At 61.2% G+C, this 25,917-nt stretch carries 25 protein-coding genes and 2 pseudogenes; 16 read left to right on the top strand and 11 right to left on the bottom strand.

Annotated features, from left to right (window positions below; genetic code table 11):
* The first annotated feature begins 20 nt into the window (after positions 1-20).
* The 13 genes and pseudogenes from ABWL43_RS01840 to ABWL43_RS01900 all read left to right on the top strand — a co-directional run bounded on the left by ABWL43_RS01840 (position 21) and on the right by ABWL43_RS01900 (position 15,599).
* Positions 21-1,430: an amino acid permease gene (locus tag ABWL43_RS01840; protein ID WP_404486464.1), complete on the top strand. Its 1,410-nt coding sequence runs from the start codon at positions 21-23 to the stop codon at positions 1,428-1,430.
* Between the two features lie 15 nt (positions 1,431-1,445).
* Complete coding sequence (gene hutI / locus ABWL43_RS01845) at positions 1,446-2,651, top strand: imidazolonepropionase (protein WP_404486466.1); 1,206 nt, start codon at positions 1,446-1,448, stop codon at positions 2,649-2,651.
* A gap of 11 nt (positions 2,652-2,662) precedes the next feature.
* Positions 2,663-3,463, top strand: coding sequence for an N-formylglutamate deformylase (gene hutG, locus ABWL43_RS01850; RefSeq protein ID WP_404486468.1), 801 nt, complete (start codon positions 2,663-2,665; stop codon positions 3,461-3,463).
* Positions 3,464-3,615: 152 nt separating this feature from the next.
* Positions 3,616-4,551, top strand: coding sequence for a choline ABC transporter substrate-binding protein (gene choX / locus ABWL43_RS01855; RefSeq protein ID WP_369301653.1), 936 nt, complete (start codon positions 3,616-3,618; stop codon positions 4,549-4,551).
* Positions 4,552-4,706: 155 nt separating this feature from the next.
* On the top strand, positions 4,707-5,648 hold the full coding sequence (locus tag ABWL43_RS01860; protein ID WP_369301652.1) for an alpha/beta hydrolase: 942 nt from the start codon (positions 4,707-4,709) through the stop codon (positions 5,646-5,648).
* Positions 5,649-5,752: 104 nt separating this feature from the next.
* A complete protein-coding gene (gene pip / locus ABWL43_RS01865; protein ID WP_119738084.1) occupies positions 5,753-6,724 on the top strand; it encodes a prolyl aminopeptidase in 972 nt (323 codons plus the stop codon).
* The gene (dtd, locus tag ABWL43_RS01870) at positions 6,721-7,158 is read left to right on the top strand and encodes a D-aminoacyl-tRNA deacylase (protein WP_145159937.1); all 438 of its coding nucleotides are present in this window, start codon (positions 6,721-6,723) and stop codon (positions 7,156-7,158) included. The genes pip and dtd overlap by 4 nt, the downstream gene beginning before the upstream one ends.
* A 267-nt stretch (positions 7,159-7,425) precedes the next feature.
* Positions 7,426-9,219, top strand: coding sequence for a glucan biosynthesis protein G (locus ABWL43_RS01875; protein ID WP_347341007.1), 1,794 nt, complete (start codon positions 7,426-7,428; stop codon positions 9,217-9,219).
* Positions 9,212-11,784, top strand: a pseudogene (gene mdoH / locus ABWL43_RS01880) (glucans biosynthesis glucosyltransferase MdoH); the annotation flags it as partial. The gene ABWL43_RS01875 and the pseudogene mdoH, both read left to right, overlap by 8 nt.
* A 246-nt stretch (positions 11,785-12,030) precedes the next feature.
* Positions 12,031-12,771 carry a transporter substrate-binding domain-containing protein gene (locus tag ABWL43_RS01885; RefSeq protein WP_404488350.1) on the top strand — a complete coding sequence of 247 codons (741 nt, stop codon included), beginning with the start codon at positions 12,031-12,033 and terminating at the stop codon, positions 12,769-12,771.
* 220 nt (positions 12,772-12,991) lie between these two features.
* Complete coding sequence (locus ABWL43_RS01890; RefSeq protein WP_145159945.1) at positions 12,992-13,789, top strand: transporter substrate-binding domain-containing protein; 798 nt, start codon at positions 12,992-12,994, stop codon at positions 13,787-13,789.
* Between the two features lie 123 nt (positions 13,790-13,912).
* Complete coding sequence (locus tag ABWL43_RS01895; protein ID WP_145159947.1) at positions 13,913-14,872, top strand: amino acid ABC transporter permease; 960 nt, start codon at positions 13,913-13,915, stop codon at positions 14,870-14,872.
* Positions 14,865-15,599, top strand: a complete 735-nt coding sequence (locus ABWL43_RS01900; RefSeq protein WP_145159949.1) for an amino acid ABC transporter ATP-binding protein — start codon at positions 14,865-14,867, stop codon at positions 15,597-15,599. Before ABWL43_RS01895 ends, ABWL43_RS01900 begins: the two co-directional genes overlap by 8 nt.
* Before the next feature lie 185 nt (positions 15,600-15,784).
* On the opposite strand, the gene ABWL43_RS01905 is transcribed toward ABWL43_RS01900, so the two are convergent.
* The 11 genes and pseudogenes from ABWL43_RS01905 to ubiE all read right to left on the bottom strand — a co-directional run bounded on the left by ABWL43_RS01905 (position 15,785) and on the right by ubiE (position 23,978).
* Positions 15,785-16,648 (bottom strand): methyl-accepting chemotaxis protein, encoded by an 864-nt coding sequence (locus ABWL43_RS01905; protein ID WP_370004708.1) that lies wholly within the window; start codon positions 16,646-16,648, stop codon positions 15,785-15,787.
* Between the two features lie 21 nt (positions 16,649-16,669).
* Positions 16,670-17,701: pseudogene (locus tag ABWL43_RS01910) on the bottom strand (methyl-accepting chemotaxis protein); the annotation flags it as partial.
* Positions 17,702-17,976: 275 nt separating this feature from the next.
* A complete protein-coding gene (locus tag ABWL43_RS01915; protein ID WP_145159953.1) occupies positions 17,977-18,684 on the bottom strand; it encodes a 16S rRNA (uracil(1498)-N(3))-methyltransferase in 708 nt (235 codons plus the stop codon).
* On the bottom strand, positions 18,681-19,472 hold the full coding sequence (gene tatC / locus ABWL43_RS01920; protein WP_106577507.1) for a twin-arginine translocase subunit TatC: 792 nt from the start codon (positions 19,470-19,472) through the stop codon (positions 18,681-18,683). The genes ABWL43_RS01915 and tatC overlap by 4 nt, the downstream gene beginning before the upstream one ends.
* Positions 19,469-19,900: a Sec-independent protein translocase protein TatB gene (gene tatB, locus ABWL43_RS01925; protein WP_404486475.1), complete on the bottom strand. Its 432-nt coding sequence runs from the start codon at positions 19,898-19,900 to the stop codon at positions 19,469-19,471. The genes tatC and tatB overlap by 4 nt, the downstream gene beginning before the upstream one ends.
* Positions 19,901-19,910: 10 nt before the next feature.
* Positions 19,911-20,189, bottom strand: coding sequence for a twin-arginine translocase TatA/TatE family subunit (locus ABWL43_RS01930; protein ID WP_057010636.1), 279 nt, complete (start codon positions 20,187-20,189; stop codon positions 19,911-19,913).
* A gap of 25 nt (positions 20,190-20,214) precedes the next feature.
* On the bottom strand, positions 20,215-20,547 hold the full coding sequence (locus ABWL43_RS01935; RefSeq protein ID WP_003209299.1) for a phosphoribosyl-ATP diphosphatase: 333 nt from the start codon (positions 20,545-20,547) through the stop codon (positions 20,215-20,217).
* A 2-nt stretch (positions 20,548-20,549) separates the two neighbouring features.
* A complete protein-coding gene (hisI, locus tag ABWL43_RS01940) occupies positions 20,550-20,942 on the bottom strand; it encodes a phosphoribosyl-AMP cyclohydrolase (RefSeq protein ID WP_012721796.1) in 393 nt (130 codons plus the stop codon).
* 41 nt (positions 20,943-20,983) lie between these two features.
* Positions 20,984-22,588 (bottom strand): ubiquinone biosynthesis regulatory protein kinase UbiB, encoded by a 1,605-nt coding sequence (ubiB, locus tag ABWL43_RS01945; RefSeq protein WP_145159957.1) that lies wholly within the window; start codon positions 22,586-22,588, stop codon positions 20,984-20,986.
* A complete protein-coding gene (locus ABWL43_RS01950; RefSeq protein ID WP_145159959.1) occupies positions 22,585-23,208 on the bottom strand; it encodes an SCP2 domain-containing protein in 624 nt (207 codons plus the stop codon). The genes ubiB and ABWL43_RS01950 overlap by 4 nt, the downstream gene beginning before the upstream one ends.
* Positions 23,208-23,978, bottom strand: coding sequence for a bifunctional demethylmenaquinone methyltransferase/2-methoxy-6-polyprenyl-1,4-benzoquinol methylase UbiE (gene ubiE, locus ABWL43_RS01955; RefSeq protein WP_106577513.1), 771 nt, complete (start codon positions 23,976-23,978; stop codon positions 23,208-23,210). The genes ABWL43_RS01950 and ubiE overlap by 1 nt, the downstream gene beginning before the upstream one ends.
* 145 nt (positions 23,979-24,123) lie before the next feature.
* Here ubiE and ABWL43_RS01960 point away from each other — a divergent pair, with 145 nt between their 5' ends.
* From ABWL43_RS01960 to ABWL43_RS01970, 3 genes are all read left to right on the top strand, one after another.
* Entirely contained in the window at positions 24,124-24,399 is a 276-nt protein-coding gene (locus ABWL43_RS01960; RefSeq protein WP_106577514.1) for a polyhydroxyalkanoic acid system family protein, read from the top strand.
* A 105-nt stretch (positions 24,400-24,504) separates the two neighbouring features.
* Positions 24,505-24,927: a phasin family protein gene (locus ABWL43_RS01965; protein ID WP_145159963.1), complete on the top strand. Its 423-nt coding sequence runs from the start codon at positions 24,505-24,507 to the stop codon at positions 24,925-24,927.
* Between the two features lie 12 nt (positions 24,928-24,939).
* Positions 24,940-25,908 carry a phasin family protein gene (locus tag ABWL43_RS01970; protein WP_404486479.1) on the top strand — a complete coding sequence of 323 codons (969 nt, stop codon included), beginning with the start codon at positions 24,940-24,942 and terminating at the stop codon, positions 25,906-25,908.
* The last annotated feature ends 9 nt before the right edge of the window (positions 25,909-25,917 follow it).

Raw genomic sequence — 25,917 nt, forward strand, 5'->3', positions numbered from 1 at the left:
ACAATAACTAGGGAAGAGAAATGCACCAGCAAGAAAAGGGTTTGAAACGCGGGCTGAACGCCCGACATATTCGCTTCATGGCACTCGGTTCCGCGATCGGCACCGGGCTGTTCTATGGCTCTGCCTCCGCCATTCAGATGGCCGGCCCCGCCGTTCTGCTTGCCTACCTGATCGGCGGCGCCGCCGTATTCATGGTGATGCGCGCCCTCGGCGAGATGGCTGTGCACAATCCGGTTGCAGGCTCCTTCGGCCAGTACGCCAGCACCTACCTGGGCCCGATGGCCGGGTTTATCCTCGGCTGGACCTATGCGTTTGAAATGATCATCGTCTGCCTCGCCGACGTCACCGCGTTCGGCATCTACATGGGCTTCTGGTTTCCCGAGGTCGCGCGCTGGGTGTGGGTGCTCGGCATTGTGTTTTTGATCGGCGGCCTGAACCTGTGCAACGTCAAAGTGTTTGGCGAGATGGAGTTCTGGCTGTCGCTGCTCAAGGTCGGCGCCATTGTGGCGATGATCCTCGGCGGTTTCGGCATCATGCTGTTCGGCATTCATTCGGCCGGCGACACCCAGGCCAGCGGCATCAGCAACCTGTGGGCCCATGGCGGCTTCATGCCCAACGGCGTTGGCGGCCTGATCGCCTCGTTCGCGGTGGTGATGTTTGCGTTCGGCGGCATCGAAATCATCGGCATCACCGCCGGTGAAGCCAAGGACCCGCAACGCGTGATCCCCAAGGCGATCAACGCAGTGCCGTTGCGCATCCTGCTGTTCTACGTGCTGACGCTGTTCGTGTTGATGGCGATCTACCCGTGGCCGCAGATCGGCAGCCAGGGCAGCCCGTTCGTGCAGATCTTCAGCAACCTCGGCATCGGCTCGGCGGCGACCATCCTTAACATCGTGGTGATCTCGGCGGCCGTCTCGGCCATCAACAGCGACATCTTTGGCGCCGGCCGCATGATGTACGGCCTGGCCCAGCAAGGGCAGGCGCCCAAGGGCTTTGCGCAGCTGTCCAAACAGGGCGTGCCATGGATGACCGTGGTGGTGATGGGCGCGGCGTTGCTCGGCGGCGTGGTGCTCAATTACCTGATCCCGGAGAACGTGTTCCTGGTGATCGCCTCGATTGCCACCTTCGCCACTGTGTGGGTGTGGCTGATGATTCTGTTCACTCAGGTCGCGATGCGCCGCTCGATGACCAGGGAGCAGGCCGCCGCGCTGAAATTCCCGGTGCCGTTCTGGCCCTATGCGCCCGCAGCGGCCATCGTGTTCATGCTGTTCGTGTTTGGCGTGCTGGGTTACTTCCCGGACACCCAAGCCGCTTTGCTGGTCGGCGCCGTGTGGATTGTGCTGCTCGTCGTCGCTTACCTGCTGTGGGTCAAACCCGCTGCCGGGCAAGCGGCCAAGGTTCATTACGACCCGGCTTTGTCTCATCGTTAACTTAGGGAGGCGTTGATGAAAACGCTTTGGCAACACTGCCACGTCGCAACCATGGCAGACGGCAAATACTCGATCATCGAGGATGCCGCCATGGTCACTGCCAATTCGCTCATCGAGTGGATTGGCCCCCGCAGCCAGGCGCCGACGGCGGATTACGCCCAGGTGCACGACCTGCAAGGCGCGTGGGTCACCCCCGGGCTGATCGACTGCCACACCCACACGGTGTTCGGCGGCAATCGCAGCGGCGAATTCGAGCAGCGCCTTGAAGGCGTGAGCTACGCCGACATCGCGGCCAAGGGTGGCGGTATTGCCAGCACCGTGCGCGCCACCCGCGCGGCCACTGAAGATGAGCTGTTTGCCAGCGCGCACAAGCGCCTGCGCAGTTTGCTGCGTGACGGCGTGACCACGGTGGAGATCAAGTCCGGCTACGGCCTGGACCTGGCCAGCGAGCGCAAACTGCTGCGGGTCATCCGTCGCCTCGGCGAAGCGCTGCCGGTCAGCGTGCGCGCGACGTGCCTGGCAGCGCACGCATTGCCGCCGGAGTACAAGGACCGCGCCGACGATTACATCGACCACATCTGCCACGAGATGCTGCCGGCCCTGGCGGCCGAAGGGCTGGTGGACGCGGTGGACGCCTTCTGCGAATACCTGGCGTTTTCCCCGGAACAGGTCGAGCGCGTGTTCAAGGTCGCCCAGCAATTTGGCCTGCCAGTGAAGCTGCACGCCGAGCAACTCTCTTCGTTGCATGGCTCAAGCCTGGCCGCGCGTTACCACGCGCTGTCGGCGGACCATCTGGAATTCATGACCGAAGAGGACGCCATCGCCATGGCCGCGTCGGGCACTGTCGCCGTGTTGCTGCCGGGCGCGTTCTACTTTCTGCGTGAAACCCAGCTGCCGCCGATGGATGCGCTGCGCAAGCACGGCGTGAAGATTGCCATCGCCAGCGACCTCAACCCCGGCACCTCGCCGGCGCTGTCGGTGCGCCTGATGCTGAACATGGCCTGCACGCTGTTCCGCATGACCCCGGAAGAAGCCCTGGCCGGCGCCACGCAACACGCGGCTACCGCGCTGGGCATGGGCGACACCCACGGCTCGCTGGAAGTGGGCAAGGTCGCCGACTTTGTCGCCTGGCAGATTGATCGCCCCGCCGACCTGGCCTACTGGCTGGGCGGCGAACTGGATAAACGCGTGGTGCGCCACGGCGTCGATGTCACTGTTTAAGGAGCACTGCTGTGGATAAGGTTCTGAACTTCAAACAAGGCCGAGTGCCGCTGCTGATCAGCATGCCCCACGCGGGCCTGCGCCTGACGCCTGCGGTGCAAGCCGGGCTGATCCCCGAGGCACACAGCCTGCCGGACACCGACTGGCATATTCCCACGCTGTATGACTTTGCCGAAGATCTGGGCGCCAGCACCTTGTCGGCAGAGTACTCGCGGTTTGTGATCGACCTGAACCGGCCATCGGACGACAAGCCGCTGTATGTCGGCGCCACTACGGGGCTGTACCCGGCGACATTGTTCGACGGCGTGCCGTTATTTCGCGAAGGCCTGGAGCCTTCCGCCGAGGAGCGCGCCACCTATCTGCAGAAGATTTGGGGGCCGTACCACCGCGCCCTGCAAGAGGAACTGGTGCGGCTCAAGGCCGAGTTCGGCTACGCGCTGCTGTTTGATGCGCACTCGATCCGCTCGGTGATCCCGCACCTGTTTGAAGGCAAGCTGCCGGACTTCAACCTCGGCACTTTCAACGGCGCGGCGTGTGACCCGGAACTGGCCAGCCAGTTGGAAGGCATCTGCGCTCAGCATTCGCAGTACACCCATGTGCTTAACGGGCGCTTCAAGGGCGGGCATATCACTCGCCATTACGGCGACCCGGCGCAGGATATTCACGCGGTGCAGTTGGAGTTGTGCCAGAGCGCTTATATGGAGGAGTTTGAGCCGTTTCGTTATCGGCCGGATTTGGCCGAGCCGACACGGGTGGTGTTGAAGCAGTTGCTGGAAGGGTTGTTGGCCTGGGGGCAGAAGCGTTACGGCTGACATGGCTTGCCTGCGATGAGGCCTCACAGTCGCTCCAGTGCAACTGCCGGTCGCCACAGGTCGTGTTAACAGAGGTCCCGCTGGGTAAGGTTGTGGGTAGGGCGCGCCAGACGCCACTCCCCACAATAAAGCTGCCGAGTGAGACCTCATGCATGAAAAGACTGTTGTTGATCCTCACCGGCGCGGCTTTGATCAGCGCCAACGCCATGGCCGCAGAACCTGCATCCTGCAAAGCCATACGCATGGGCGTGGTCAGTTGGACCGACGTGGTCGCCACCTCCGGCATGGCCGACGTGCTGCTCAATGGCTTGGGCTACGACAGCAAACAGACCAGCGCCGTGCAACAGATCATCTTTGCCGGCATCCGCGACAAGCGCCTGGATATCTTCCTCGGCTACTGGAAACCGGCGATGGACAACAACATCGCGCCATTCCTGGCCGCCAAGCAGGTCAAGGTCTTCGACACGCCCAGCCTGTCTGACGCCCAGGCCACTCTGGCGGTGCCGCAATACGTGGCCGACGCCGGGCTGAAAACCTTTGCCGACATTGCGCGTTTCAAGGACAAGCTGGGCGCCAAGATCTACGGCATCGAGCCTGGCAGTGGCGCGAATACCGATATCCAGAAAATGATCGACACCAACCACTTTGGCCTGGGCGGCTTCAAGCTGGTTGCCTCCGGTGAAGCGGGCATGCTCGCGGCCGTGCAGCGTGCGGTGAACCGCAAGGAGTTTGTCGTGTTTGTCGGTTGGACCCCGCACCCGATGAACATCAACATGAAAATGGCTTACCTCACCGGCAGCGAAGATGTGTTTGGCGCTGACGAAGGCCGGGCCACGGTGTCCACCGTGACCGCGCCGGATTTCGCCGAGCGTTGCCCCAACGCCAACCGGCTGCTGACAAACCTGACCTTCACCGCCGCGCAGGAAAGCCAGTTGATGGTGCCGATCATGGAGCGCCAATCGCCGCAGGACGTGGCCAAGCAATGGCTGCGCGAGCACCCCGAGGATTTGCAGCGCTGGCTGGCTGGGGTGACAGCGTTTGATGGCGGCGATGGCGTCGCGGCCGTCCAGTCCAGCCTCAAACCCTAAGCCAACGCACGGTAGCTCAAACAACACAGGGCAAATGTGGGAGCGGGCTTGCCCGCGATGGCGGCGTATCAGGTTATTCACAAGTGGCTGACACACCGCTATCGCAGGCAAGCCAGCTCCCACACTGGATCCACAGCGATTAGGGATATTTGCGCATGTATCCGATTTCTCCGCAGCTTGCGGCCTTCGTCACTAAAACCGAATCCTTCAGCAGCGACGACTCGTCGCTCGCAGGTTTGCGCCGCAACTACGACCGCATGTGCCAGGCATTCACCCCGCCGAAGCCAGCAGGGCTGCAAGTCGCTGACTTTGCCCTCGGTGCAGTCGGCGTGCGCAGCTATCTCCCTTCAGCGCCCACGCCAACCGAAGGCTGGCCATGCCTGCTTTATATGCACGGCGGCGGCTGGGTGGTCGGCGGGCTGGATTCCCATGACTTCATCTGCTTCGAGCTGGCCAGCACGCTTGAAGTACTGGTGATCGCCATCGACTACCGCCTGGCGCCGGAACACCCGTTCCCGGCGGCATACCAGGATTGCCGCGCAGTGTGGCAGGCCATCCAGGCCGGGCAGGGGCCGCACGCCATCAACCTGCAGCGCCTGGTGGTGATGGGCGACAGCGCGGGCGGCAATCTGGCTGCGGCGTTGTGCCTGGGTTTGCGCGATGACGGCCAGCCGCTGCCCCGCGCCCAAGTGCTGATTTACCCAGGTTTGGGCGGCGCGGCGGACCTGCCGTCGCGCCGTGATTGCATGGATGCGCCCTTGCTCAGTACTGCCGACACCGACTGCTACCTGGCGCTCTACCTGCCGGGCGCGGACACGCCATCGGCCTATGCCATGCCACTGCTGGCCAAGGACTTCAGCGGTTTACCCAAGGCGCTGATCGCCGTGGCCCAGTTCGACCCGCTGCGCGACGACGGCATGCTGTACGCCGAACGCCTGCGGGCGGCAACTGTGGAGGCGGTGTTGTATCCCGGCAAAGGCCTGGTCCACGGCTGCTTGCGCGCGCGCGGCCAAGTGGCGCAGGTGGATCAGCTCTACGACTATCTATTGGGCTACGTGAGGCGCTGCCTGGGGAGCGAAGGGCTGACACAGGTCTAAGTGCTCAAGGACATGCTCATTGCACAATTCGGGTTTATGATGCCAGACGGCAAAAATAATAGACGTCCCCTCAGGGATGAACCCGACACCCTACGGAGCGCGCAATGCAGACTTGGTACCCGCAGATCAAACCCTACGCCCGGCACGATCTGGCCGTCGATGACACCCACACCCTGTACGTCGATGAAAGCGGCTCCCCCGAAGGCTTGCCCGTCGTCTTTATCCACGGTGGCCCGGGCTCCGGCTGCGACGCCCAGAGCCGCTGCTACTTTGATCCGAACCTGTACCGCATTGTCACCTTCGACCAGCGCGGCTGCGGACGCTCCACGCCTCGCGCCAGCCTGGAAAACAACACCACCTGGGACCTGGTCGCCGACCTTGAGCGCATTCGCGAACACCTGGGCATCGAAAAGTGGGTGCTGTTTGGCGGCTCCTGGGGCTCGACCCTGTCGCTGGCTTACGCGCAAACCCATCCCGAGCGCGTGCATGGCCTGATCCTGCGCGGGATCTTCCTGGCTCGCGACCAGGACATTCACTGGTTTTACCAGGAAGGCGCGAGCCGCATGTTCCCGGATTACTGGCAGGACTATCTGGCACCGATCCCGGCGGATGAGCGCCACGACCTGGTCGCCGCGTACCACAAGCGCCTGACCGGCAACGACCAGATCGCCCAGATGCACGCCGCCAAGGCGTGGTCCGGCTGGGAAGGCCGCATGCTGGGCCTGTGCCCGAGCCCGCAGCATGTCGAGCGGTTTTCCGAGCCGCAGCGCGCGCTGTCGATCGCACGTATCGAATGCCACTACTTCACCAACAACTCCTTCCTGGAACCCAACCAGCTGATTCGCGACATGCACAAGATCGCCCACTTGCCTGGCGTAATCATTCACGGGCGCTACGATATGATCTGCCCGCTGGACAATGCCTGGGAGCTGCATCAGGCGTGGCCCAACAGTGAGCTGCAGGTGATTCGCGAGGCCGGCCATGCCGCGTCCGAGCCCGGCATCACCGATGCCTTGGTGCGTGCAACCGGCGAAATGGCACGGCGCCTGCTTGATCTGCCGCCAGAAGAAGCATGAAGGGCCTGTTGCAACGGGTGCGTGGCGCCCGCGTCGAAGTGGCGGGCGAGGTCGTAGGCGCTGTTGACCAGGGTTTGCTGGTGCTGGTCGCCGTTGAGCCTTCAGATACCCCAGAGAGCGCCGACAAACTGTTACACAAGCTGCTTAACTACCGGGTATTCAGTGATGACGAGGGCAAGATGAACCTGTCCTTGAAAGACATTGGCGGCGGTTTGCTGCTGGTGTCGCAGTTCACCCTGGCGGCGGATACCAAAAGCGGCCTGCGGCCAAGCTTCTCCACGGCGGCCCCTCCGGCGCTGGGAGCAGCGCTTTTTGATCACTTGCTGTTACAAGCGCAACAATTGCATGGCAAGGTGGCGTCAGGGCGTTTTGGGGCGGATATGCAGGTGCATTTGGTCAATGATGGCCCTGTGACCTTCCTCTTACAGACATGAATGTATTAAAAACGACGTTAATGCCTAAAAACGCAGGGTTTCGCTACAAATACTTCGTTGTCCCTGATGCGTTGTTTCGCAGGCTACTAGATAATCGCGCGCTACGGGGATCAGCGTTGTTTGGTCCATTTTTGACTTAGGTAGAGACTTGTCCGACAAACCAATGGGGAATCATTTTGACCCAAGGGAGTCGGAACAATGCTCGCCAACCTGGCATATAGATAGCTGGCCGTTGGTTTTTTGATCTGTTTTCGGCGAGGGTTGCTCGTGATTGTTAGTCCCTGTAATGCACCAAAATTGTCTGCCAAACGGTTACGAAACGCACTGGTAACGGGCTCTGCCCTGTTTTGCCTGTTCGGCGCGGGTCAACTGTGGGCATTCAGTCTGGATGATGTGTCGGCCAAGGCAAAAGAGCTGGCCGGGCAGAAATACGAAGCTCCGCGCAGCAATCTGCCGAACGAATTTCGCGAAATGAAATTCGCCGACTATCAGAAGATTCGTTTCCGTAACGAAAAAGCCGAGTGGGCCGATCAGAACACGCCGTTCAAGTTGTCCTTCTATCACCAGGGCATGCACTTCGACACGCCGGTGAAAATCAACGAAGTCACCGCCGACACCGTTCAGGAAATCAAATACGACCCGACGCGTTTCGATTTCGGCGACGTGAAATACGATCCCAAGTCCACTGAACAGCTGGGTTATGCCGGTTTCCGTGTGCTGTACCCGATCAACACGCCCGACAAGCAAGACGAAATCATGACCATGCTCGGCGCCAGCTACTTCCGCGTCGTCGGCAAAGGCCAGTCGTATGGCCTGTCTGCCCGTGGCATGGCGATCGACACTGCATTGCCGTCCGGTGAAGAATTCCCGCGTTTCACCGAATTCTGGATCGAGCGTCCGAAACCGGGTGAAAAGCAGTTGGTGATCTTCGCCTTGCTGGACTCCCCACGCGCTACCGGTGCCTATCGCCTGACCCTGCGCCCTGGCACCGACACCGTTGTCGACGTCAAATCGCAGATGTTCCTGCGCGACAAGGTCAGCAAACTGGGCGTCGCCCCGCTGACCAGCATGTTCCTGTTCGGTGCGAACCAGCCGTCCAAGGTGCTCAACTACCGTCGTGAACTGCACGATTCCAGCGGTCTGTCGATCCATGCCGGCAATGGCGAGTGGATCTGGCGCCCTCTGAACAACCCTAAACACCTGTCGGTCAGCAACTTTGCCATCGAAAACCCGCGTGGTTTCGGCCTGCTGCAACGTGGCCGCGACTTCAGCCACTACGAAGACCTGGACGACAACTACGACAAGCGCCCAAGCGCCTGGATCGAGCCTGAAGGCGACTGGGGCAAGGGTTCGGTCGATTTGGTAGAGATTCCGACCGCCGATGAAACCAACGACAACATCGTTGCGTTCTGGAGCCCGGCCGAGCTGCCAAAAGTCGGCGAGCCGCTGGACATCAGCTACCGCCTGCACTGGACCATGGACGAGAAAGCCCTGCACCCGGCCGACAGCGCCTGGGTCAAGCAGACCCTGCGTTCGACCGGTGACGTGAAGCAATCCAACCTGATCCGTCAGCCGGACGGCAGCGTGGCCTACCTGGTTGACTTCGAGGGCCCGTCCCTCAAAGCCCTGCCGGCAGACGCCGCGGTGCGCAGCCAAGTGAGTGTCGGCGACAACGCCGAAATCGTTGAAAACAGCGTGCGTTACAACGAACACACCAAAGGCTGGCGCCTGACCCTGCGGATGAAGATCAAGGACGCAGGCAAACCGACTGAAATGCGTGCGGCCCTGGTCCAGGACATCCCGCAGCCGGAGCCTGAAAAAGCGTCGACCCAGGTGATCAAGGCCGACAAGCTGCTGGCCAAGCAACACGAGAAACAGGCCAAGAAAGAAGCTAAAGAAGCTAAAGAAGCTAAAGAAGCAAAAGACGCGAAAGAAGCCAAAGACAAGGAAGCCAAGCAGCCAGAAGCTGCCCCGGCCACGCCACTCTCTAATCCGGAGCCGGCCAAGACAGAACACGTCCTGACCGAAACCTGGAGCTATCAGTTGCCTGCCGATGAGTAATTCTCAAGCCACGCCCGAGACTCTGTCCGAGTACCTGGCGCACCTCCCGATGACCGCCGAGCAGCGCGCCGAGCTGGCGGGCTGCACGTCCTTCAGCGAGCTGCATGAGCGGCTTTCGTCCGCGACGTTCGACGCACCAACCGACGCTGCCCAAGCGTCGGTCGGCCGTCGGCTGACCCTCAACACCGCCGAAGAGCTGCAAGACGCGGAAATGCTTGCGCTCGACGCCAGCGGCCGGGTTTGCCTGAAGGCCACGCCGCCGATCCGTCGGACCAAAGTGGTGCCTGAGCCTTGGCGCACCAACATTCTGGTGCGTGGTTGGCGCCGGATGACCGGTCGCACCAACCCGCCAAAGCCGCCCAAGGACGACCGTGTACTGCCGGCCGCGCGCTGGCGTACCGTCGGTTCGATCCGCCGCTACATCCTGCTGATTTTGATGCTCGGTCAGACCATCGTTGCCGGCTGGTACATGAAAGGCATCATGCCGTACCAGGGCTGGTCACTGGTCGACTTCGACGAAGTGCGCAACCAGACCTTGCTGCAAACCGCGACCCAAGTCCTGCCTTACGCCCTGCAAACCAGCATCCTGATCATGTTCGGGATCTTGTTCTGCTGGGTCTCGGCCGGTTTCTGGACCGCGCTGATGGGCTTTCTGGAACTGCTCACCGGTCACGATAAATACCGGATTTCCGGTAAAAGTGCCGGTGACGAGCCGATTCCCAAAGACGCCCGCACCGCTCTGGTAATGCCGATTTGCAACGAAGACGTGCCCCGGGTATTTGCCGGTCTGCGCGCCACCTTCGAATCGGTGGCCGCCACGGGCGATCTGGACCGTTTCGATTTCTTCGTCCTCAGTGACAGTAACGAAGCCGATATCTGCATCGCCGAACAGCAAGCCTGGCTTGACGTGTGCCGCGAAGCCGGGGGGTTCGGCAAGATCTTCTATCGCCGCCGTCGCCGTCGCGTCAAACGCAAAAGCGGCAACCTCGACGACTTCTGCCGTCGCTGGGGCGGTGACTACAAGTACATGGTGGTCCTCGACGCCGACAGCGTGATGAGCGGCGAATGCCTGACCAGCCTGGTGCGCCTGATGGAAGCCACGCCGGATGCCGGGATTATCCAGACCGCGCCGCGTGCGTCGGGCATGGACACCCTGTATGCGCGCATGCAGCAGTTCGCCACCCGTGTGTACGGCCCGCTGTTTACCGCTGGCCTGCACTTCTGGCAGTTGGGTGAATCCCACTACTGGGGCCACAACGCGATCATCCGCATGAAGCCGTTTATCGAGCACTGCGCCCTGGCGCCGTTGCCGGGTAAAGGCGCGTTTGCCGGTGCGATCCTCTCCCACGACTTCGTTGAAGCAGCGCTGATGCGCCGTGCCGGCTGGGGCGTGTGGATTGCCTACGACTTGCCGGGCAGCTACGAAGAACTGCCGCCGAACCTGCTGGACGAACTCAAGCGTGACCGTCGCTGGTGCCACGGTAACCTGATGAACTTCCGCCTGTTCCTGGTAAAAGGCATGCACCCGGTGCACCGCGCGGTGTTCCTGACCGGCGTGATGTCGTACCTGTCGGCGCCGTTGTGGTTCTTCTTCCTGGTGCTGTCGACGGCGTTGCTGGCGGTGAACACCCTGATGGAGCCGCAGTACTTCATGGCGCCACGCCAGTTGTACCCGCTGTGGCCGCAATGGCATCCGGACAAGGCGGTGGCGCTGTTCTCCACCACCATCGTGCTGTTGTTCCTGCCTAAGTTGCTGAGCATCATCCTGATCTGGGCCAAGGGCGCGAAAGAGTTCGGCGGCAAGTTCAAGGTGACCTTGTCGATGCTGCTGGAGATGCTGTTCTCGATGCTGCTGGCGCCGGTGCGGATGATCTTCCACACCCGTTTCGTGCTCGCCGCGTTCCTCGGCTGGGCTGCGACCTGGAACTCGCCGCAGCGTGACGACGACTCCACGCCGTGGAGCGAGGCGGTCAAACGTCACGGTCCGCAAACATTGCTCGGCTTCCTCTGGGCGTTGTTGGTGGTGTGGCTGAACCCAAGCTTCCTGTGGTGGCTGATCCCGATTGTCGGTTCGCTGATGCTGTCGATTCCGGTGTCGGTGATTTCCAGCCGCGTGAAGCTGGGCCTCAAGTCCCGCGACGAGAGCCTGTTCCTGATCCCTGAGGAATACAATCCGCCGCAGGCCTTGCTGTCGACCGAGAAGTACACCCACGAAAACCGTTGGCACGCGCTGAACGACGGGTTTGTGCGTTCGGTCGTCGACCCGCAGCAGAATGCGCTGGCCTGCGCCCTGGCGACCTCGCGTCACCGTGAAGCGGAGCCGATCGAGCATCTGCGTCAGGAGCGTGTCCGCCACGCATTGAAAGTCGGCCCTGCCGGCCTCAACAACGGCGAGCGCGTGGCGCTGCTCAGCGATCCGGTCGCCCTGGCTCGCCTGCACCAGCAAGTCTGGAGCGAAGGTCACGCCGAGTGGCTCGGCGCCTGGCGTGCTTCGATCAAGGCGGACCCGCACGCGCCTTTGCTGCCGCTGCAACCGCTGTCGTCCCAGGCTCAACCGGCCTGATTCATACGCCCCCGAGGGCCCACCTCGGGGGGCGTTTGAAGCGCTGGTCCTACAGCGTTTCGCGCTTCTTCCTCTACGCACTAACGCCTTGTTATTTCGAAACAAAAGTCCTTTGTTCGCGACGTATTGCCGTGCCTGTGGCTGGGTTAGCATCGCCCCCTCGAATTGACGAGGTCACAGGGGGAATCATGAGCAAAAGCTATTGTTGGGCGTGGCTGACAGGCGCTGTCGCATGGGTGTAAGCGGGTCTGCTGAGTGCCGGCGCCCTGGATGACGCCGTGCGCCGTGGCGTGCTTAAGGTCGGCACCACGCCCGCCTATGTGCCCTTCGAGATGACGGACAAGCAGGGACGCATCGTCGGCTTCGAGATCGATTTGCTCAAGGCCATGAGCCACGCCTTGGGCGTCCAACTCGAATTGGTCACCATGCCCTATACCGACCTGGTACCGGGGCTGATGGCGAACAAGTTCGATCTGATCGGCAGCGGCATGACGGTCACTCAAGAGCGCAATCTGAAGCTGAATTTCAGCGACTCCTTCATCGTGGTTGGCCAAACCGCGCTGCTGCATCCGAGCCTGGCCGGCAAAATTTCCAGTATCGAAGACCTCGACGAAGCGGGTTATCGGATCGCCGCCACGGCAGGTACCACCGCAGAGACAGCGGCGCGACGCTTTCTCGGGGCGGCCCGGTTAACCAGTTTCGCCACCGCGGAAGAGGGCGTGCGGCAAGTGGTGGAGGGCAATGCCGATGCCTTCATTCATGACGCACCCTACAACCTGATCGCAATGGCCCGGCCGGAAAACCGCACACTGTTGGCGCTTGAGCAGCCATTCACCTTCGAGCCTCTGGCGTTCGGGTTGAAAAAAGGTAATTACGACAGCCTCAACTGGATCAACCACTTTCTTAGCCAGGTGGCTCAGGACGGGACCTACGATCGCCTGCACGACAAGTGGTTCAAGGACACCGCCTGGATGGCCGAGATTGATTGATCGTCATAACCACTTATCTATCAAGACGTTGCCGCGCTCTCCCGCTGAACCTGTCTGACCCTGCGTGTTGCTGCACCGTTGTGGGGCTTTTCCGACATACGCAGGGAACATTTACCCGTGAAACCTTTGTGACGGGCAGCGAGTGGGGTAGGATCGCACCCCGAATTGGTGCAGCCCTTTTGCGCGCCGACTTTATAAGAACCGTTCAGGGGACTTGATGATGAAAAAGTATCTTTCGATGCTGATGCTCGGCGTCACCGCGCTGGTCGCGGCCACTGCGGCCCACGCTGGCGCCATCGATGATGCGGTCAAGCGCGGCACGCTGAAAGTCGGCATGGACCCGACTTACATGCCGTTCGAAATGACAGACAAGCGCGGTGACATCATCGGCTTTGAAGTCGACATCCTCAAGGCCATGGCCAAATCGATGGGCGTCAAACTGGAGCTGGTGTCCACCGGTTACGACGGCATCATCCCGGCCTTCCTGACCGGCAAGTTCGACATGATCGGCAGCGGTATGACCCTGACTCAGGAACGCAACCTGCGACTCAATTTCAGCGAACCCTTCATCGTGGTCGGCCAGACGTTGCTGATTCGCAAGGACCTGGAAGGCACCATCAAGTCCTACAAAGACCTCAACGATGAGAAATACCGCCTGACCTCCAAGCTGGGCACCACCGGTGAGATGGTCGCCAAAAAGCTGATCTCCAAAGCCAAGTACCACGGCTACGACAACGAGCAGGAAGGCGTGCTCGACGTGGTCAATGGCAAGGCTGATGCCTTTGTGTATGACGCGCCGTACAACGTGGTTGCCGAGAAAAAGGTCGGCAACGGCAAACTGGTGTTCCTGGAAGAACCCTTCACCTTCGAGCCGTTGGCGTTTGGCCTGAAAAAAGGCGATTACGACAGCCTTAACTACATCAATAACTTCCTGCACCAGATTCGCAACGACGGCACCTACGATCGCATCCATGACAAGTGGTTCAAGAGCGCCGAGTGGCTCAAGGACATGGAATAAGGGCTGACACCCAGTCGACTTCATCGCAGGCAAGCCAGCTCCCACAGTTGAAATGCGTTCCCTTATGGGAGCGGGCTTGCCCGCGATGACGGCATGCCAGGCGATACATCTTCGGAAAGTGAAATGAAACAGAAAAAAGCCCAATGGCCCTGGCACCTGCTGACTGTGGTCGTGCTGGTTGGCCTGGCTGGCGCGTTGTACTACGCCACCTCGCTGATGTCTTACGAGTGGCGCTGGAACCGCGTGCCGCAGTACTTCGCCTATCAGGCCGAAACGTCGCAGCGCGCCGCCGACATCTCCACCGTGGTGGAACTGGTGCACAAAGGCGACGTCGCTGAAGTGACCCTGCGCAACGACGCCGGCACCGAGCAAAAGCTCACCGTGGCCGACAACAGCCTGCAAGTGTCGCGTGGCGACGATGTCGCCGAGGGCGACGTGGTGGGCGTCACCCGGCATTGGGCGCTGGGGCCGTTGATGTGGGGCTTGTGGACCACATTGTGGCTCTCGGTGGTGTCCGGCATTCTCGGCCTGGCGATCGGTTTGGCAACCGGCCTGTGCCGTCTGTCCAGTAACCCGACCCTGCGCGACCTGTCGACGATCTACGTCGAGCTGGTACGCGGTACGCCGCTGTTGGTGCAGATCTTCATTTTCTATTTTTTCATCGGCACGGTGCTCAATCTGTCGCGGGAGTTTGCCGGGATCGCGGCGCTGTCGCTGTTCACTGGCGCTTATGTGGCGGAAATCGTGCGCGCCGGTGTGCAGTCGATCACCCGCGGCCAGAATGAAGCCGCGCGTTCGCTGGGCCTGAGTGCCAGCCAGTCGATGCGCCATGTGGTATTGCCGCAAGCGTTCAAGCGCGTGCTGCCGCCTTTGGCCGGGCAATTTATCAGCCTGGTCAAGGACACGTCGCTGGTGTCGGTAATCGCGATTACCGAGCTGCTCAAAAGTGGCCGCGAGGTGATCACCACCTCGTTCTCGCCGTTTGAAATCCTGTTCTGTGTGGCAGGCCTGTACCTGCTGATCAACCTGCCGCTGTCGAAAATGGCCAGCCGGCTTGAGCGGAGGCTCGCGCAAAGTGATTGAAGTCCGCGATCTGGTAAAAGTCTTCGACACCCGTGGTCACGTGGTGCGCGCGGTGGACCACGTCACCACCCAAGTCGCCAAGGGCGAAGTGCTGGTAGTGATCGGCCCGTCGGGTTCCGGCAAATCCACCTTCCTGCGTTGCCTGAATGGTTTGGAAGTATTCGACTCGGGCTCCGTCAGCATCGACGGCCTGCAACTGGCTGACCCGAAAACCGACGTGAACGCCTACCGCCGCGAAGTCGGCATGGTGTTCCAGCATTTCAACCTGTTCCCGCACATGACGGTGCTGGAAAACCTGTGCCTGGCGCAAAAAGTCGTGCGCAAGCGCGGCAAACAAGAGCGCGAGGCCAAGGCCCTGGCGCTGCTCGAAAAGGTCGGTATTGCGCAAAAGGCCAACGAGTTTCCGTCACGTTTGTCCGGTGGACAGCAACAGCGCGTGGCCATCGCCCGCGCGTTGGCGATGGAACCCAAGGTCATGCTGTTTGACGAGCCCACTTCGGCGCTGGACCCGGAAATGGTCGGTGAAGTGCTGGACGTGATGAAGACCCTCGCCCTGGAAGGCATGACCATGGTCTGCGTCACCCACGAGATGGGTTTTGCCCGCGAAGTGGCCGACCGCGTGCTGTTTTTCGATCATGGCAAATTGCTGGAAGACGCGTCCCCTGCCGCGTTCTTTGACGCGCCGAAAGACCCGCGGGCCCAGGCCTTCCTGCGCCAGGTCCTGTAAACCTCAACGCCGGGCTCGACTGGGTCAATTGAGCACCGGCGGCCGCGGTGTGTGGCGACGCACACCGCACCCTCATCACACCGCGATTAATCTCCTCCGGCACGGTGCCTGCAAGCGGGTGAGCCGAAACAGGCTCAAACGCTCAATGGGTTCGGCGGCCCGGGTCGGCCGCCGTGCAAGGCGGCTCAGATGCGGAAGCGGCCTACCAGGGTTTGCAAGTAAATCCCCAGGCGCGCCAGTTCGGCACTGGAGGCGGCGGTTTCCTCACTGGCCGAAGAGGTCTGTTCAGACACATCGCGCACATTCAGCACACTGCGGTTGATCTCTTCGGCCACGGCACTCTGCTGCTCGGCGGCGGTGGCGATCTGCGAGTTCATCGCCTGAATGGTCGAGACCGTGCGGGTGATATTGCCCAGCGCATTGCCGGCCCGACGGGTCAGCTCGACGCTGCTGTCGGTGAGGCCACGGCTGTTGTCCAGGATGGTGGCCACCTGCTGGGTGCCGCTTTGCAGGCCGACGATCAGCTCTTCGATCTCTTCAGTGGACTTCTGCGTACGCTGGGCCAGGCTGCGCACCTCATCGGCGACCACGGCAAAGCCACGTCCGGCTTCACCGGCACGCGCGGCCTCGATCGCGGCGTTAAGCGCCAGCAAGTTGGTTTGCTGGGCGACCGACTTGATCACGTCGAGCACGCTGCCGATCTTGTCGCTTTCGCGCTTCAGATGGCCCATGGCTTCGGTGGAATTGCCCACCTCAGTGGCCAGGCGCTCGATCTGGGCGATGGCCTCACCCACGACCTTGTCGCCTTCGCGGGCCTGCTGGTCAGCGGCCACGGCGGCTTCAGAGGCTTCCTCGGCGTTACGCGCCACTTCCTGCACGGTGGCCGCCATTTCATTCATGGCAGTGGCCACCTGGTCGGTCTCGACCTTTTGGCTATTGACCCCCGCGCTGGTCTGCTCGGTGACGGCCGACAGTTGCTCGGCGGCGCTGGCGATCTGAGTGACGCCATCGCTGATGCCGCCGATCAGCTCGCGCAGGCCGACGGTCATGCTTTGCGTGGCGCGTTGCAGCTGCCCCAACTCATCCTGGCGCGCAGAGTTGAGGTTGTGGCTCAGGTCGCCGGAGGCGACGTGCTCAGCGACTTTGAGGGTCTGGCTCAGCGGAATGACGATTTGGCGCGTGATGGCCCAGGCGGCGACCACGCCGAAGATCAGCGCCAGTACGGTGGCCAGCAGCAACAGCTGCTTGGCATGCGCCGCGTCGGCATCGCGCACTGCAGTTTGCGAGACGGTGAGTTTTTCGCTGTGGCCCAGCAGGATATCGCCTTGCTCGGTCATGATTTTCAGGGCCGCAGCGCTGGCGACCTGGGAGTCGCGGTACTGGCTGACGGCGGCGCGATAGGCTTGCAGCGACACGCCGGCTTCTTGCAAGTTGGCCTGGTACTGGGCAGGCAATTGGCCTTCCAGTTCAGTGATTTTCTTCAGGGCGTTGTCGATGGCATCCAGGGCAGGCTGCTCGGCCTCCGTCTTGGCGCTGTAGGTGTAGCCGCGCACCTGGAAGCGTGATTGCTGGATCAGCTTGCTCAAGTCGACCACGCTGTTGAACTGGGTGACGCTGTCACCTTGCAGCAGCGCCTTCTCGACCTCATTGGTCTTGGCCACGGCGTTGTCGGCGGTGTCGCCGAGCTTGCTGCGCGCGCCTTCGCGCTTCAGGCCGGCCTGGACCATGGTGGCGAAGGCTTTTTTGTATTGGTTCAAGGCCTCCTGTTGTTGCTCCACCAGGGCCTTGTCGTCGGGTTGCTCGATCAGGGTTTGTGCGGTTTTAAGGCCGTTGTCCAGCTGGGTAAGCAGGCCGTTGACCGCATCCGTGCCTTGTTCGCCGCGACGCATTTCGAAGTCCAGGCGTGCCAGGCGCAGGTCTTTGGTCAGGCCGTTGAGGCTGGAGATAAAGCCCAGTTTGTCACCGCGACTGATCACATCGCCCAGGCCGGTCCAGCCGGTGAAGGTGGTCAACAACGTCAGGACTAACACCAAGCCAAAGCCAATGCTCAGCTTGCGGTTGACGCTCACATTCCCCAGTTTTTCGGCTAACCAACGATACATACTGCGAACTCCCTTTGAACAAGGCTTGGACTTATTCAGAGGCTATCGGCTGCGCAGGACTATTCTGTAGGCGCGATGGATCATGTTGCGCGTTTTGAGGTGGGCAGGTTTTTTGTGGCGAGCGGGCTTGCCCCGCGTTGGGCTGCGCAGCAGCCGCAGTCAGAGCAACGCCGTATGTCAGGCATACCCAGTTGACCGTTTTTGGGCTGCTTCGCGCCCCAACGCGGGCAAGCCCGCTCGCCACAAAAAGCCCGCTTGGCAGCAAACGGCGAGGTTTAGAACAGGCGGGCGAGCAGGGCGGTCACGGCGGTTTCTACGCGCAGGATTCGTGCGCCGAGCTGCACGGGTTGCAAGCCGGCTTTGGTCAGCAGGTCCACTTCGTAGGGTATCCAGCCACCTTCCGGGCCGATGGCCAGCGTTACCGGTTCATCCAGCGCACGCGGGCAAGCTGGGTAGTCGCCGGGGTGGCCGATCAGGCCGAGGGTGCCTGCGGTCATGGCTGGCAGGCGATCTTCGACGAACGGCTTGAAGCGCTTTTCGATAACGATCTCGGGCAGCACCGTATCGCGCGCCTGCTCCAGACCCAGAACCAGTTGCTCGCGAATCGCCTCGGGCTCAAGGAACGGGGTTTGCCAGAAGCTCTTCTCCACGCGGTAGCTGTTGACCAGCACCACCTTGGGCACGCCCATGGCTGCGACGGTTTGCAGCACTCGGCGCAGCATCTTCGGGCGCGGCAGGGCCAGCAGCAGGGTCAGCGGCAGTTTGGCCGGCGGCTGCAGGTCGAAGCTGACTTGCAGCTCGGCTTCGCCGGGCTCCAGGCGCAGCAGTTGGGCGTTGCCCATCAGCCCGCCAATGCGCCCCACACGCAGGTTGTCGCCCACCACTGCGCGGTGGACGTCCTGCATATGCACCAGGCGCCGATCACGCAGGATCACCCGGTCGGCCGCGATAAAGTCGGCCTCCTCAAGCAGCAGCAGGTTCACGGCTGGGTCGCTGGCGGCTGATCGTCGTCGGCGGGTTGGTCATCCGGGTGCTCGCCACGTTTGCTGATCAAACTGCCAAACAGGATGCCGATCTCGAACAGCATCCACATCGGCACAGCCAACAGGGTCTGCGAGAAGATGTCCGGTGGCGTCAGGATCATGCCGACCACAAAGCAACCGATGATCACGTACGGGCGCACTTTCTTCAGGTACTTGACGTCAACCACGCCGATCCATACCAGCAGCACCACGGCCACCGGGATTTCAAAGGCCACGCCAAAGGCGAAGAACAGCGTCATCACGAAGTCGAGGTAACTGGTGATGTCGGTCATCATCTCCACACCGGCCGGGGTGGCGGCGGCGAAGAACTTGAAGATCAGCGGGAACACCAGGAAATAGGCGAAGGCCATGCCGGTGTAGAACAGCAGGATGCTCGACACCAGCAATGGCACCGCGATGCGTTTCTCATGCTTGTACAGGCCCGGCGCGATAAAGCCCCAGATCTGGTGCAGGATCACCGGGATCGCCAGGAACAGCGAAACCATCATGGTCAGCTTCAACGGCGTCAGGAACGGTGACGACACGTCGGTGGCAATCATCGTCGCGCCGGCCGGCAGGTACTGGCGCAGCGGTGTCGAAACGAAGGTGTAGATCTGCTGGGTGAAGGCGAACAGCCCGGCAAAGATGATGAAGATCGCCGCTACGCAACGCAGCAGGCGGGTACGCAGCTCGGTGAGGTGCGAGACCAGCGGCATGTGCTGGTCGTTTTCCGGTTTATCAGCGCTCATGGGGCTCGCGGCGGCAATGTAGGGTCATGGGGAGCGGGCGACGCAACGGGCGTCGGCGCTGGCGCTGTCGGGGCAGGTGCGGTGGGTGCCGGGGGGTGTTCCACCACCGGTGCAGCATCAGCCGCGGCCGGCGGCGCGATGCTGTGCTCGGCCACGGGCTCTGTCGGTTTGCTCGGCTCATTGACCGGCGACAGAATCTTGCGCGCTTCCTGCTCCAACGACAGGATATGTTCGTTGTGCAGCTGGCGGCGAATCTCGTCGGCGCCGATTTCCCGTTCAACTTCCTGTTTGATGGCGTTGAAACTGCGTTTCAGGCGCCCGATCCATAGGCCGGCCGTGCGCGCGGCACCGGGCAGGCGTTCCGGCCCCAATACCAGCAGGGCGACGAGGCCGACGAGGAGCAGTTCAGAGAAGCTGATACCAAACATTAGTCAGTGCTCACGAGTCTTTGCGGGTCGGCTCTTGGACTTTTTCAGCCTGCACGTCGAAGGTACGACGCTCAGTGATCGGCTGGGTCGCCTGCGGGTGCACAGGCTGCGCCGGGGGGACCGGGTTGGCGGTAGGTTCGGCGGGCTTTTCATCGTCGTTCATGGCTTTGCGAAAGCCCTTGATCGACTCGCCCACGTCAGTGCCCAGGTTTTTGAGTTTCTTGGTGCCGAACACCAGTACCACCACCACCAGAATGACGATCCAGTGTTTCCAGTCAAAAATGCCCATGCTGCAATTCCTCTGTAAAAGTTATTCAGGCGGACGGGCGCGAGGCCTTTTCGGCGTGCCCGGACAAGCCGAAGCGACGGTCCAGTTCGTCCAGCACGGCCTGTGGATGCTGCCCCAGTTGGGCGAGCATGACCAGGCTGTGGAACCATAGGTCAGCGGTTTCGTAGATGACATCGCTGCAGTCGCCGCTGATCTGAGCGTCTTTGGCCGCAATGATGGTTTCGACGGATTCCTCGCCGAGTTTTTCCAGAATCTTGTTCAAACCCTTGTGGTACAGGCTGGCGACATAGGAGCTGTCGGCGTCCGCGCCTTTGCGGTCTTCCAGCACCTGGGCCACGCGGTTGAGGGTATCGCTCATGTCTAGTGTCCTGCCGAGTAAATGGCGTGCGGGTCTTTGAGCACCGGTTCGACCACCTTCCATTCGCCATTCTCGAACACGCGATAGAAGCAGCTGTGACGGCCGGTGTGGCAGGCGATGTCGCCGATCTGCTCGACTTTGAGGATTACCACGTCGGCGTCGCAGTCGATGCGCATCTCGTGCAGGGTTTGCACGTGCCCGGACTCTTCGCCCTTGCGCCACAGTTTGCCACGCGAACGTGACCAGTAAATGGCGCGCTGCTCAGTGGCAGTGAGGCTCAGGGCCTCACGGTTCATCCAGGCCATCATCAGCACGCGCCCGGTCTTGTAGTCCTGGGCAATGGCCGGCACCAGGCCGTCACTGTCCCATTTGATCTCGTCCAGCCAGTCTTTCATGTTCCGCTCCGGCAATTTGCGACAGTGTATAACCGGATCGGCTATCGACGCACGATCAGATAAACACCCACGGCGACCATGATGCCGGCCGGCCAGTGGCCCAGTTGGTTCAACGGCCCACCGATGGCCAGCATTACGCCGCCGACCAGGTGCGCGGCGCCCAGCAGGCGCAGGAACCAATCGTCCTTGCGCTTCTGCCAGGGCGGCGCGGGGTCTTTGGCGTGGGGCTGGGACATGCGCTCCAGCAGGTCGCGCGTCATGTTGGCCAGGTGCGGCAGTTGCTCAACCTGGCTTTGCAGGTTGCCCAGCAAGGTTTTCGGGCTGACGCGCTCACGCATCCAGCGCTCCAGAAACGGCTGCGCGGTGTTCCACAGGTCGAGGTCCGGGTACAGCTGACGGCCCAGGCCTTCGATGTTGAGCAGGGTTTTCTGCAGCAGCACCAGTTGCGGCTGCACTTCCATATTGAAGCGCCGCGCGGTCTGGAACAGGCGCATCAGTACCTGGCCGAATGAAATATCTTTTAACGGTTTTTCAAAGATCGGTTCGCACACGGTGCGGATGGCCGCTTCGAATTCGTTGAGCTTGGTTTCTGCCGGCACCCAGCCCGAATCGATGTGCAGTTGCGCCACGCGGCGGTAGTCACGCTTGAAGAAGGCGAACAGGTTGCGCGCCAGGTAATCCTGGTCTTCCGGGGTCAGGCTGCCGACGATGCCGCAGTCGATCGCAATGTACTGCGGGCTCCACGGGTTGACGGTGCTGACGAAGATGTTGCCGGGGTGCATGTCGGCGTGGAAGAAACTGTCGCGGAACACCTGGGTAAAGAAGATCTCCACGCCGCGCTCGGCGAGCATTTTCATGTCGGTGCGCTGGTCGGCCAGGGTGGCGAGGTCGGTGACCTGCACGCCGTAGATGCGCTCCATCACCAGCACTTTGGGGCGGCACCAGTCCCAATACACTTGCGGCACGTACAGCAGTTGCGAGCCTTCGAAGTTGCGCTTGAGCTGGCTGGCGTTGGCGGCCTCGCGCAGCAGGTCGAGTTCGTCGTAGATGGTTTTTTCGTAGTCGGCGACCACGTCCACCGGGTGCAGCAGGCGCGCGTCGGCAGAGAAGCGCTCGGCGGCGCGCGCAAGAATGAACAGCCACGCCAGGTCCTGGCCGATGATCGGCTTGAGGCCGGGGCGAATCACCTTCACCACCACTTCTTCGCCAGTCTTGAGCTGCGCGGCGTGCACTTGCGCGACCGAGGCCGAGGCCAGCGGGTCGACGTCGAAACGGCTGAATACTTCGCTGATTTTTTTGCCCAACTGCTCTTCGATCAGCTTCATCGACTGTTGGGAATCAAACGGCGGCACGCGGTCCTGCAGCAGCATCAACTCGTCGGCGATGTCTTCGGGCAACAGGTCGCGGCGGGTGGAGAGGATCTGCCCGAACTTGATAAAAATCGGCCCCAAATCCTGCAACGCCAGGCGCAGGCGCGCGCCACGGCTCAGCTCCAGCGGTCTGCGCGGGAACCAGCGCCACGGCAGCACGTAGCGCACCGCCAGCAGAAACCACGGCAAGGGCAGGGCGAACAGCAGGTCATCGAGGCGGTAGCGGATTACGACGCGCTGGATACGAAACAGACGGCGGACGGCGAGCAGCTTCATGCGTTATCGCTTGGATCAAGGGAACGGCTCAGGCGCTCAACGCGCGCTTCGAGGCGTTCCAGGTCGATTTTGGCCTTGTCGAGTTCGCGAAAGCGCGCTTGCGCTTCCCGTTCTCCGACCAGGGTGCGCGATTCTTCGCTCAGGTATTCGGCAAGGTTCTGGTTGAGGGCGGCGAACCCTTGCTGGTACCAGCGCGAGCGGCTGCGCAGGTGCCCGCTGATCAACTGAGTGGCCACGGGGCCGATCCAGCGTGACAGCTCGTATTCCCAATCCAGTTCCAGGTCTTGCAGCACGGCGGCCAGGTCCATCAGCACCGCGCTGTCGCCTTCCAGTTCCACGTCGGGGCCGTGGAGGATGGCGGTCTTGTTGCGGCTCAGCGCCAGGTGCAACAGGCTCGAGGCGGGCGCACGCAGGGTGCAGTCGGCTTCGGCGGCCCATTGGGTCGCGAGCAGCACGCCTTCATCGCTGGGCAGGATAAACAGCTGCAAGGCGGGGCTCGTGCAATCGACGGCAATGATTTTGCCGTTCAAGTGCGCGAGCCGCGCCAGGGCGGTGCTGTCCAGGCGCAGCACACGGTTGAGGCCGTGTTCAACGCTGGCGAGAAGGCCTGCGAACAGCATCAGGGTTTGATGCCGCGGTGCAGGGCGACGATGCCCGAGGTCATATTGTGGTAGGTCACGCGGTCGAAACCGGCGTCTACCATCATCGACTTCAGCGTTTCCTGGTCGGGGTGCATGCGGATCGATTCGGCCAGGTAGCGGTAGCTCTCGGCGTCATTGGTGATCAGCTTGCCCATCAACGGCATGAAGGCGAACGAGTAGGTGTCGTAGACCTTGGACATCAGCGCGTTGGTCGGCTTGGAGAACTCCAGCACCAGCAGGCGGCCACCCGGCTTGAGCACACGCAGCATCGAGCGGATCGCGTCTTCTTTGTGGGTTACGTTGCGCAGGCCGAAGGCGATGGTCACGCAGTCGAAATGGTTGTCCGGGAACGGCAGCTTTTCAGCGTCGGCCTGGACGAATTCGATGTTGCCGGCCACGCCTTTATCCAGCAAGCGATCACGGCCAACCTTGAGCATCGAGCCGTTGATATCCGCCAGCACCACCTGGCCGGTCGGGCCGACGAGCTTGGAGAACTTGGCGGCCAGGTCGCCCGTACCGCCGGCAATGTCCAGCACGCGGTTGCCGGTGCGTACACCCGACAACTCGATAGTGAAGCGCTTCCACAGGCGGTGCATGCCGCCCGACAGCACGTCGTTCATCAGGTCGTACTTGGCGGCTACGGAGTGGAACACCTCAGCGACTTTTTCCGCTTTCTGGCTTTCCGGAACGTTCTTGAAGCCGAAGTGAGTGGTGGGTTCGGCATCGCTGCCTTTGCGCTGATCAGTCATATCGCTGTCACCAAAAGAGAATGCGGGACATGATAATCCCCAAGGCTTGCTTTGTCTTGGCAAGGCTGAAGGTAAGATAGACGGTCACCGAGACCTTTTGCCGCATGGCAGGTGTTCTGAGTCGTTATAAAGAGGAGTCATTGCAATGGCCCGTATTACCGTAGAGCGTGCACATTCCCTGGGTAAAGAAGGCGCGCGGGCGAAGGCCGAGAAGTTGGCGCACAAACTCAAAGAGCAATATGGCCTTGAGCCCACGTGGTCCGGCGACACCCTGATGCTCAAACGGTCGGGGGTTAAAGGCACGGTACTTGTGGCGGATGATTCGCTGCGCATTGATGTGGAACTCGGCCTGTTGATGTCGGCCATGAGTGGCACTATCAAATCCGAAATCGAGAAAGCCGTGGATAAGGCGTTGGCCTGATTCGAGTGCGCTTAGGGTGCCGATTCTAATTTTTCACCCTACTTTGTGCCCAAGCCCTCAACTCCTGTGGGCCGTTCCTCGACCCTGATTTGCGTGAGGTGCACCATGGCCAAAGTTATTTTGAAGAAAAAAATCGACATTCAGACCACCGCCCTGAGTGACGTTAAAAGCTACGCCCGCAAGATCTGGCTGGCAGGTCTTGGTGCCTACGCCAAGGTCGGCAGTGAAGGCAGCGACTATTTCAAAGAGCTGGTTAAGACTGGTCAACATGTTGAAAGTAAAGGCAAAAAAGTTGTCGTTGAACAACTTGATGCTGCCAACAGTCAGATTGATCAAGTAAAGAGTAATGTCTCAAGCGTCAAAGGTTTGGTTGAAGTTCAACTGGATAAAGTTGAAAAAGCTTTTGACACGCGTGTTGCCAGTGCCTTGAATCGGATCGGCATTGCGTCTAAACATGACGTTGAGACACTCTCTGCTAAGCTCGAAGAGCTGACGGCATTGCTAGAACGTGTCGCGCGTAAACACTAAGGAGACATCGGGATGGCTGTTAAAAAGACTACTCAGAAAGAAGGCAGCTCGTGGATCGGGGAAGTTGAAAAATATTCCCGTAAGATCTGGCTTGCTGGTTTAGGCGTGTACTCGAAGGTTAGCAGTGACGGCGGTAAGTACTTCGAGACTTTGGTCAAGGACGGCGAAAAGGCCGAGAAGTTGACCAAGACTACAGTCGGTAAGAAAGTAGAAGCGGCAAAGGCGAGTGCGGGTTCTGCCAAGTCGAGCATTTCTGACACGTGGGGCAAGTTGGAAGAAACTTTCGACAAGCGCCTTAACAGTGCCATTTCGCGACTGGGCGTGCCGAGCAAAGCTGAGCTGAAGACGCTGCACGGCAAGGTCGATACGCTGACCCGTCAAATCGAAAAACTCACGGGCGCAAAAGTGGCCCCGGCTAAAGCCGCAGCGGCCAAACCAGCTGCCAAGCCTGCCGCTAAAACGGCTGCGGCAAAACCTGCTGCGAAAGCTGCAACCAAGCCTCTGGTTAAAGCGGCGGCTAAACCCGCTGCCAAACCTGCGGCCAAGGCTCCAGCCAAAGCCGCGGCTAAACCGGCTGCCAAGCCTGCCGCTAAAACAGCCGCTGCCAAACCAGCCGCCAAGTCTGCTGCTAAACCCGTGGCCGCTAAAGCAACTGCCAAGCCAGCGGCTAAACCTGCTGCCAAGGCGGCTGCGAAACCTGCGGCTAAAACGGCTGCTGCAAAACCCGCTGCCAAGCCTGCCGCGAAATCTGCAGCCAAGCCAGCCACGGCAAAACCGGCTGCCAAAGCTGTGGCGGCCAAGCCAGCGGCAAAACCAGCCGCCGCCAAGAAGCCTGCTGCAGCGAAAAAACCAGCGGTTGCGGCCAAGCCTGCAACGCCGGCGCCGACCGCTTCGACAGCCAACTCGGTGTCCGCACCGACGCACGCTGCTACTGCCCCGACTGCATCGCCGGCAACCCCGACGCCATCCAGTCAGTCCTGATTTTTTCAG

Origin of the sequence: Pseudomonas sp. HT11 (assembly GCF_044875395.1) — a bacterium.
Classification (GTDB): Bacteria; Pseudomonadota; Gammaproteobacteria; order Pseudomonadales; family Pseudomonadaceae; genus Aquipseudomonas.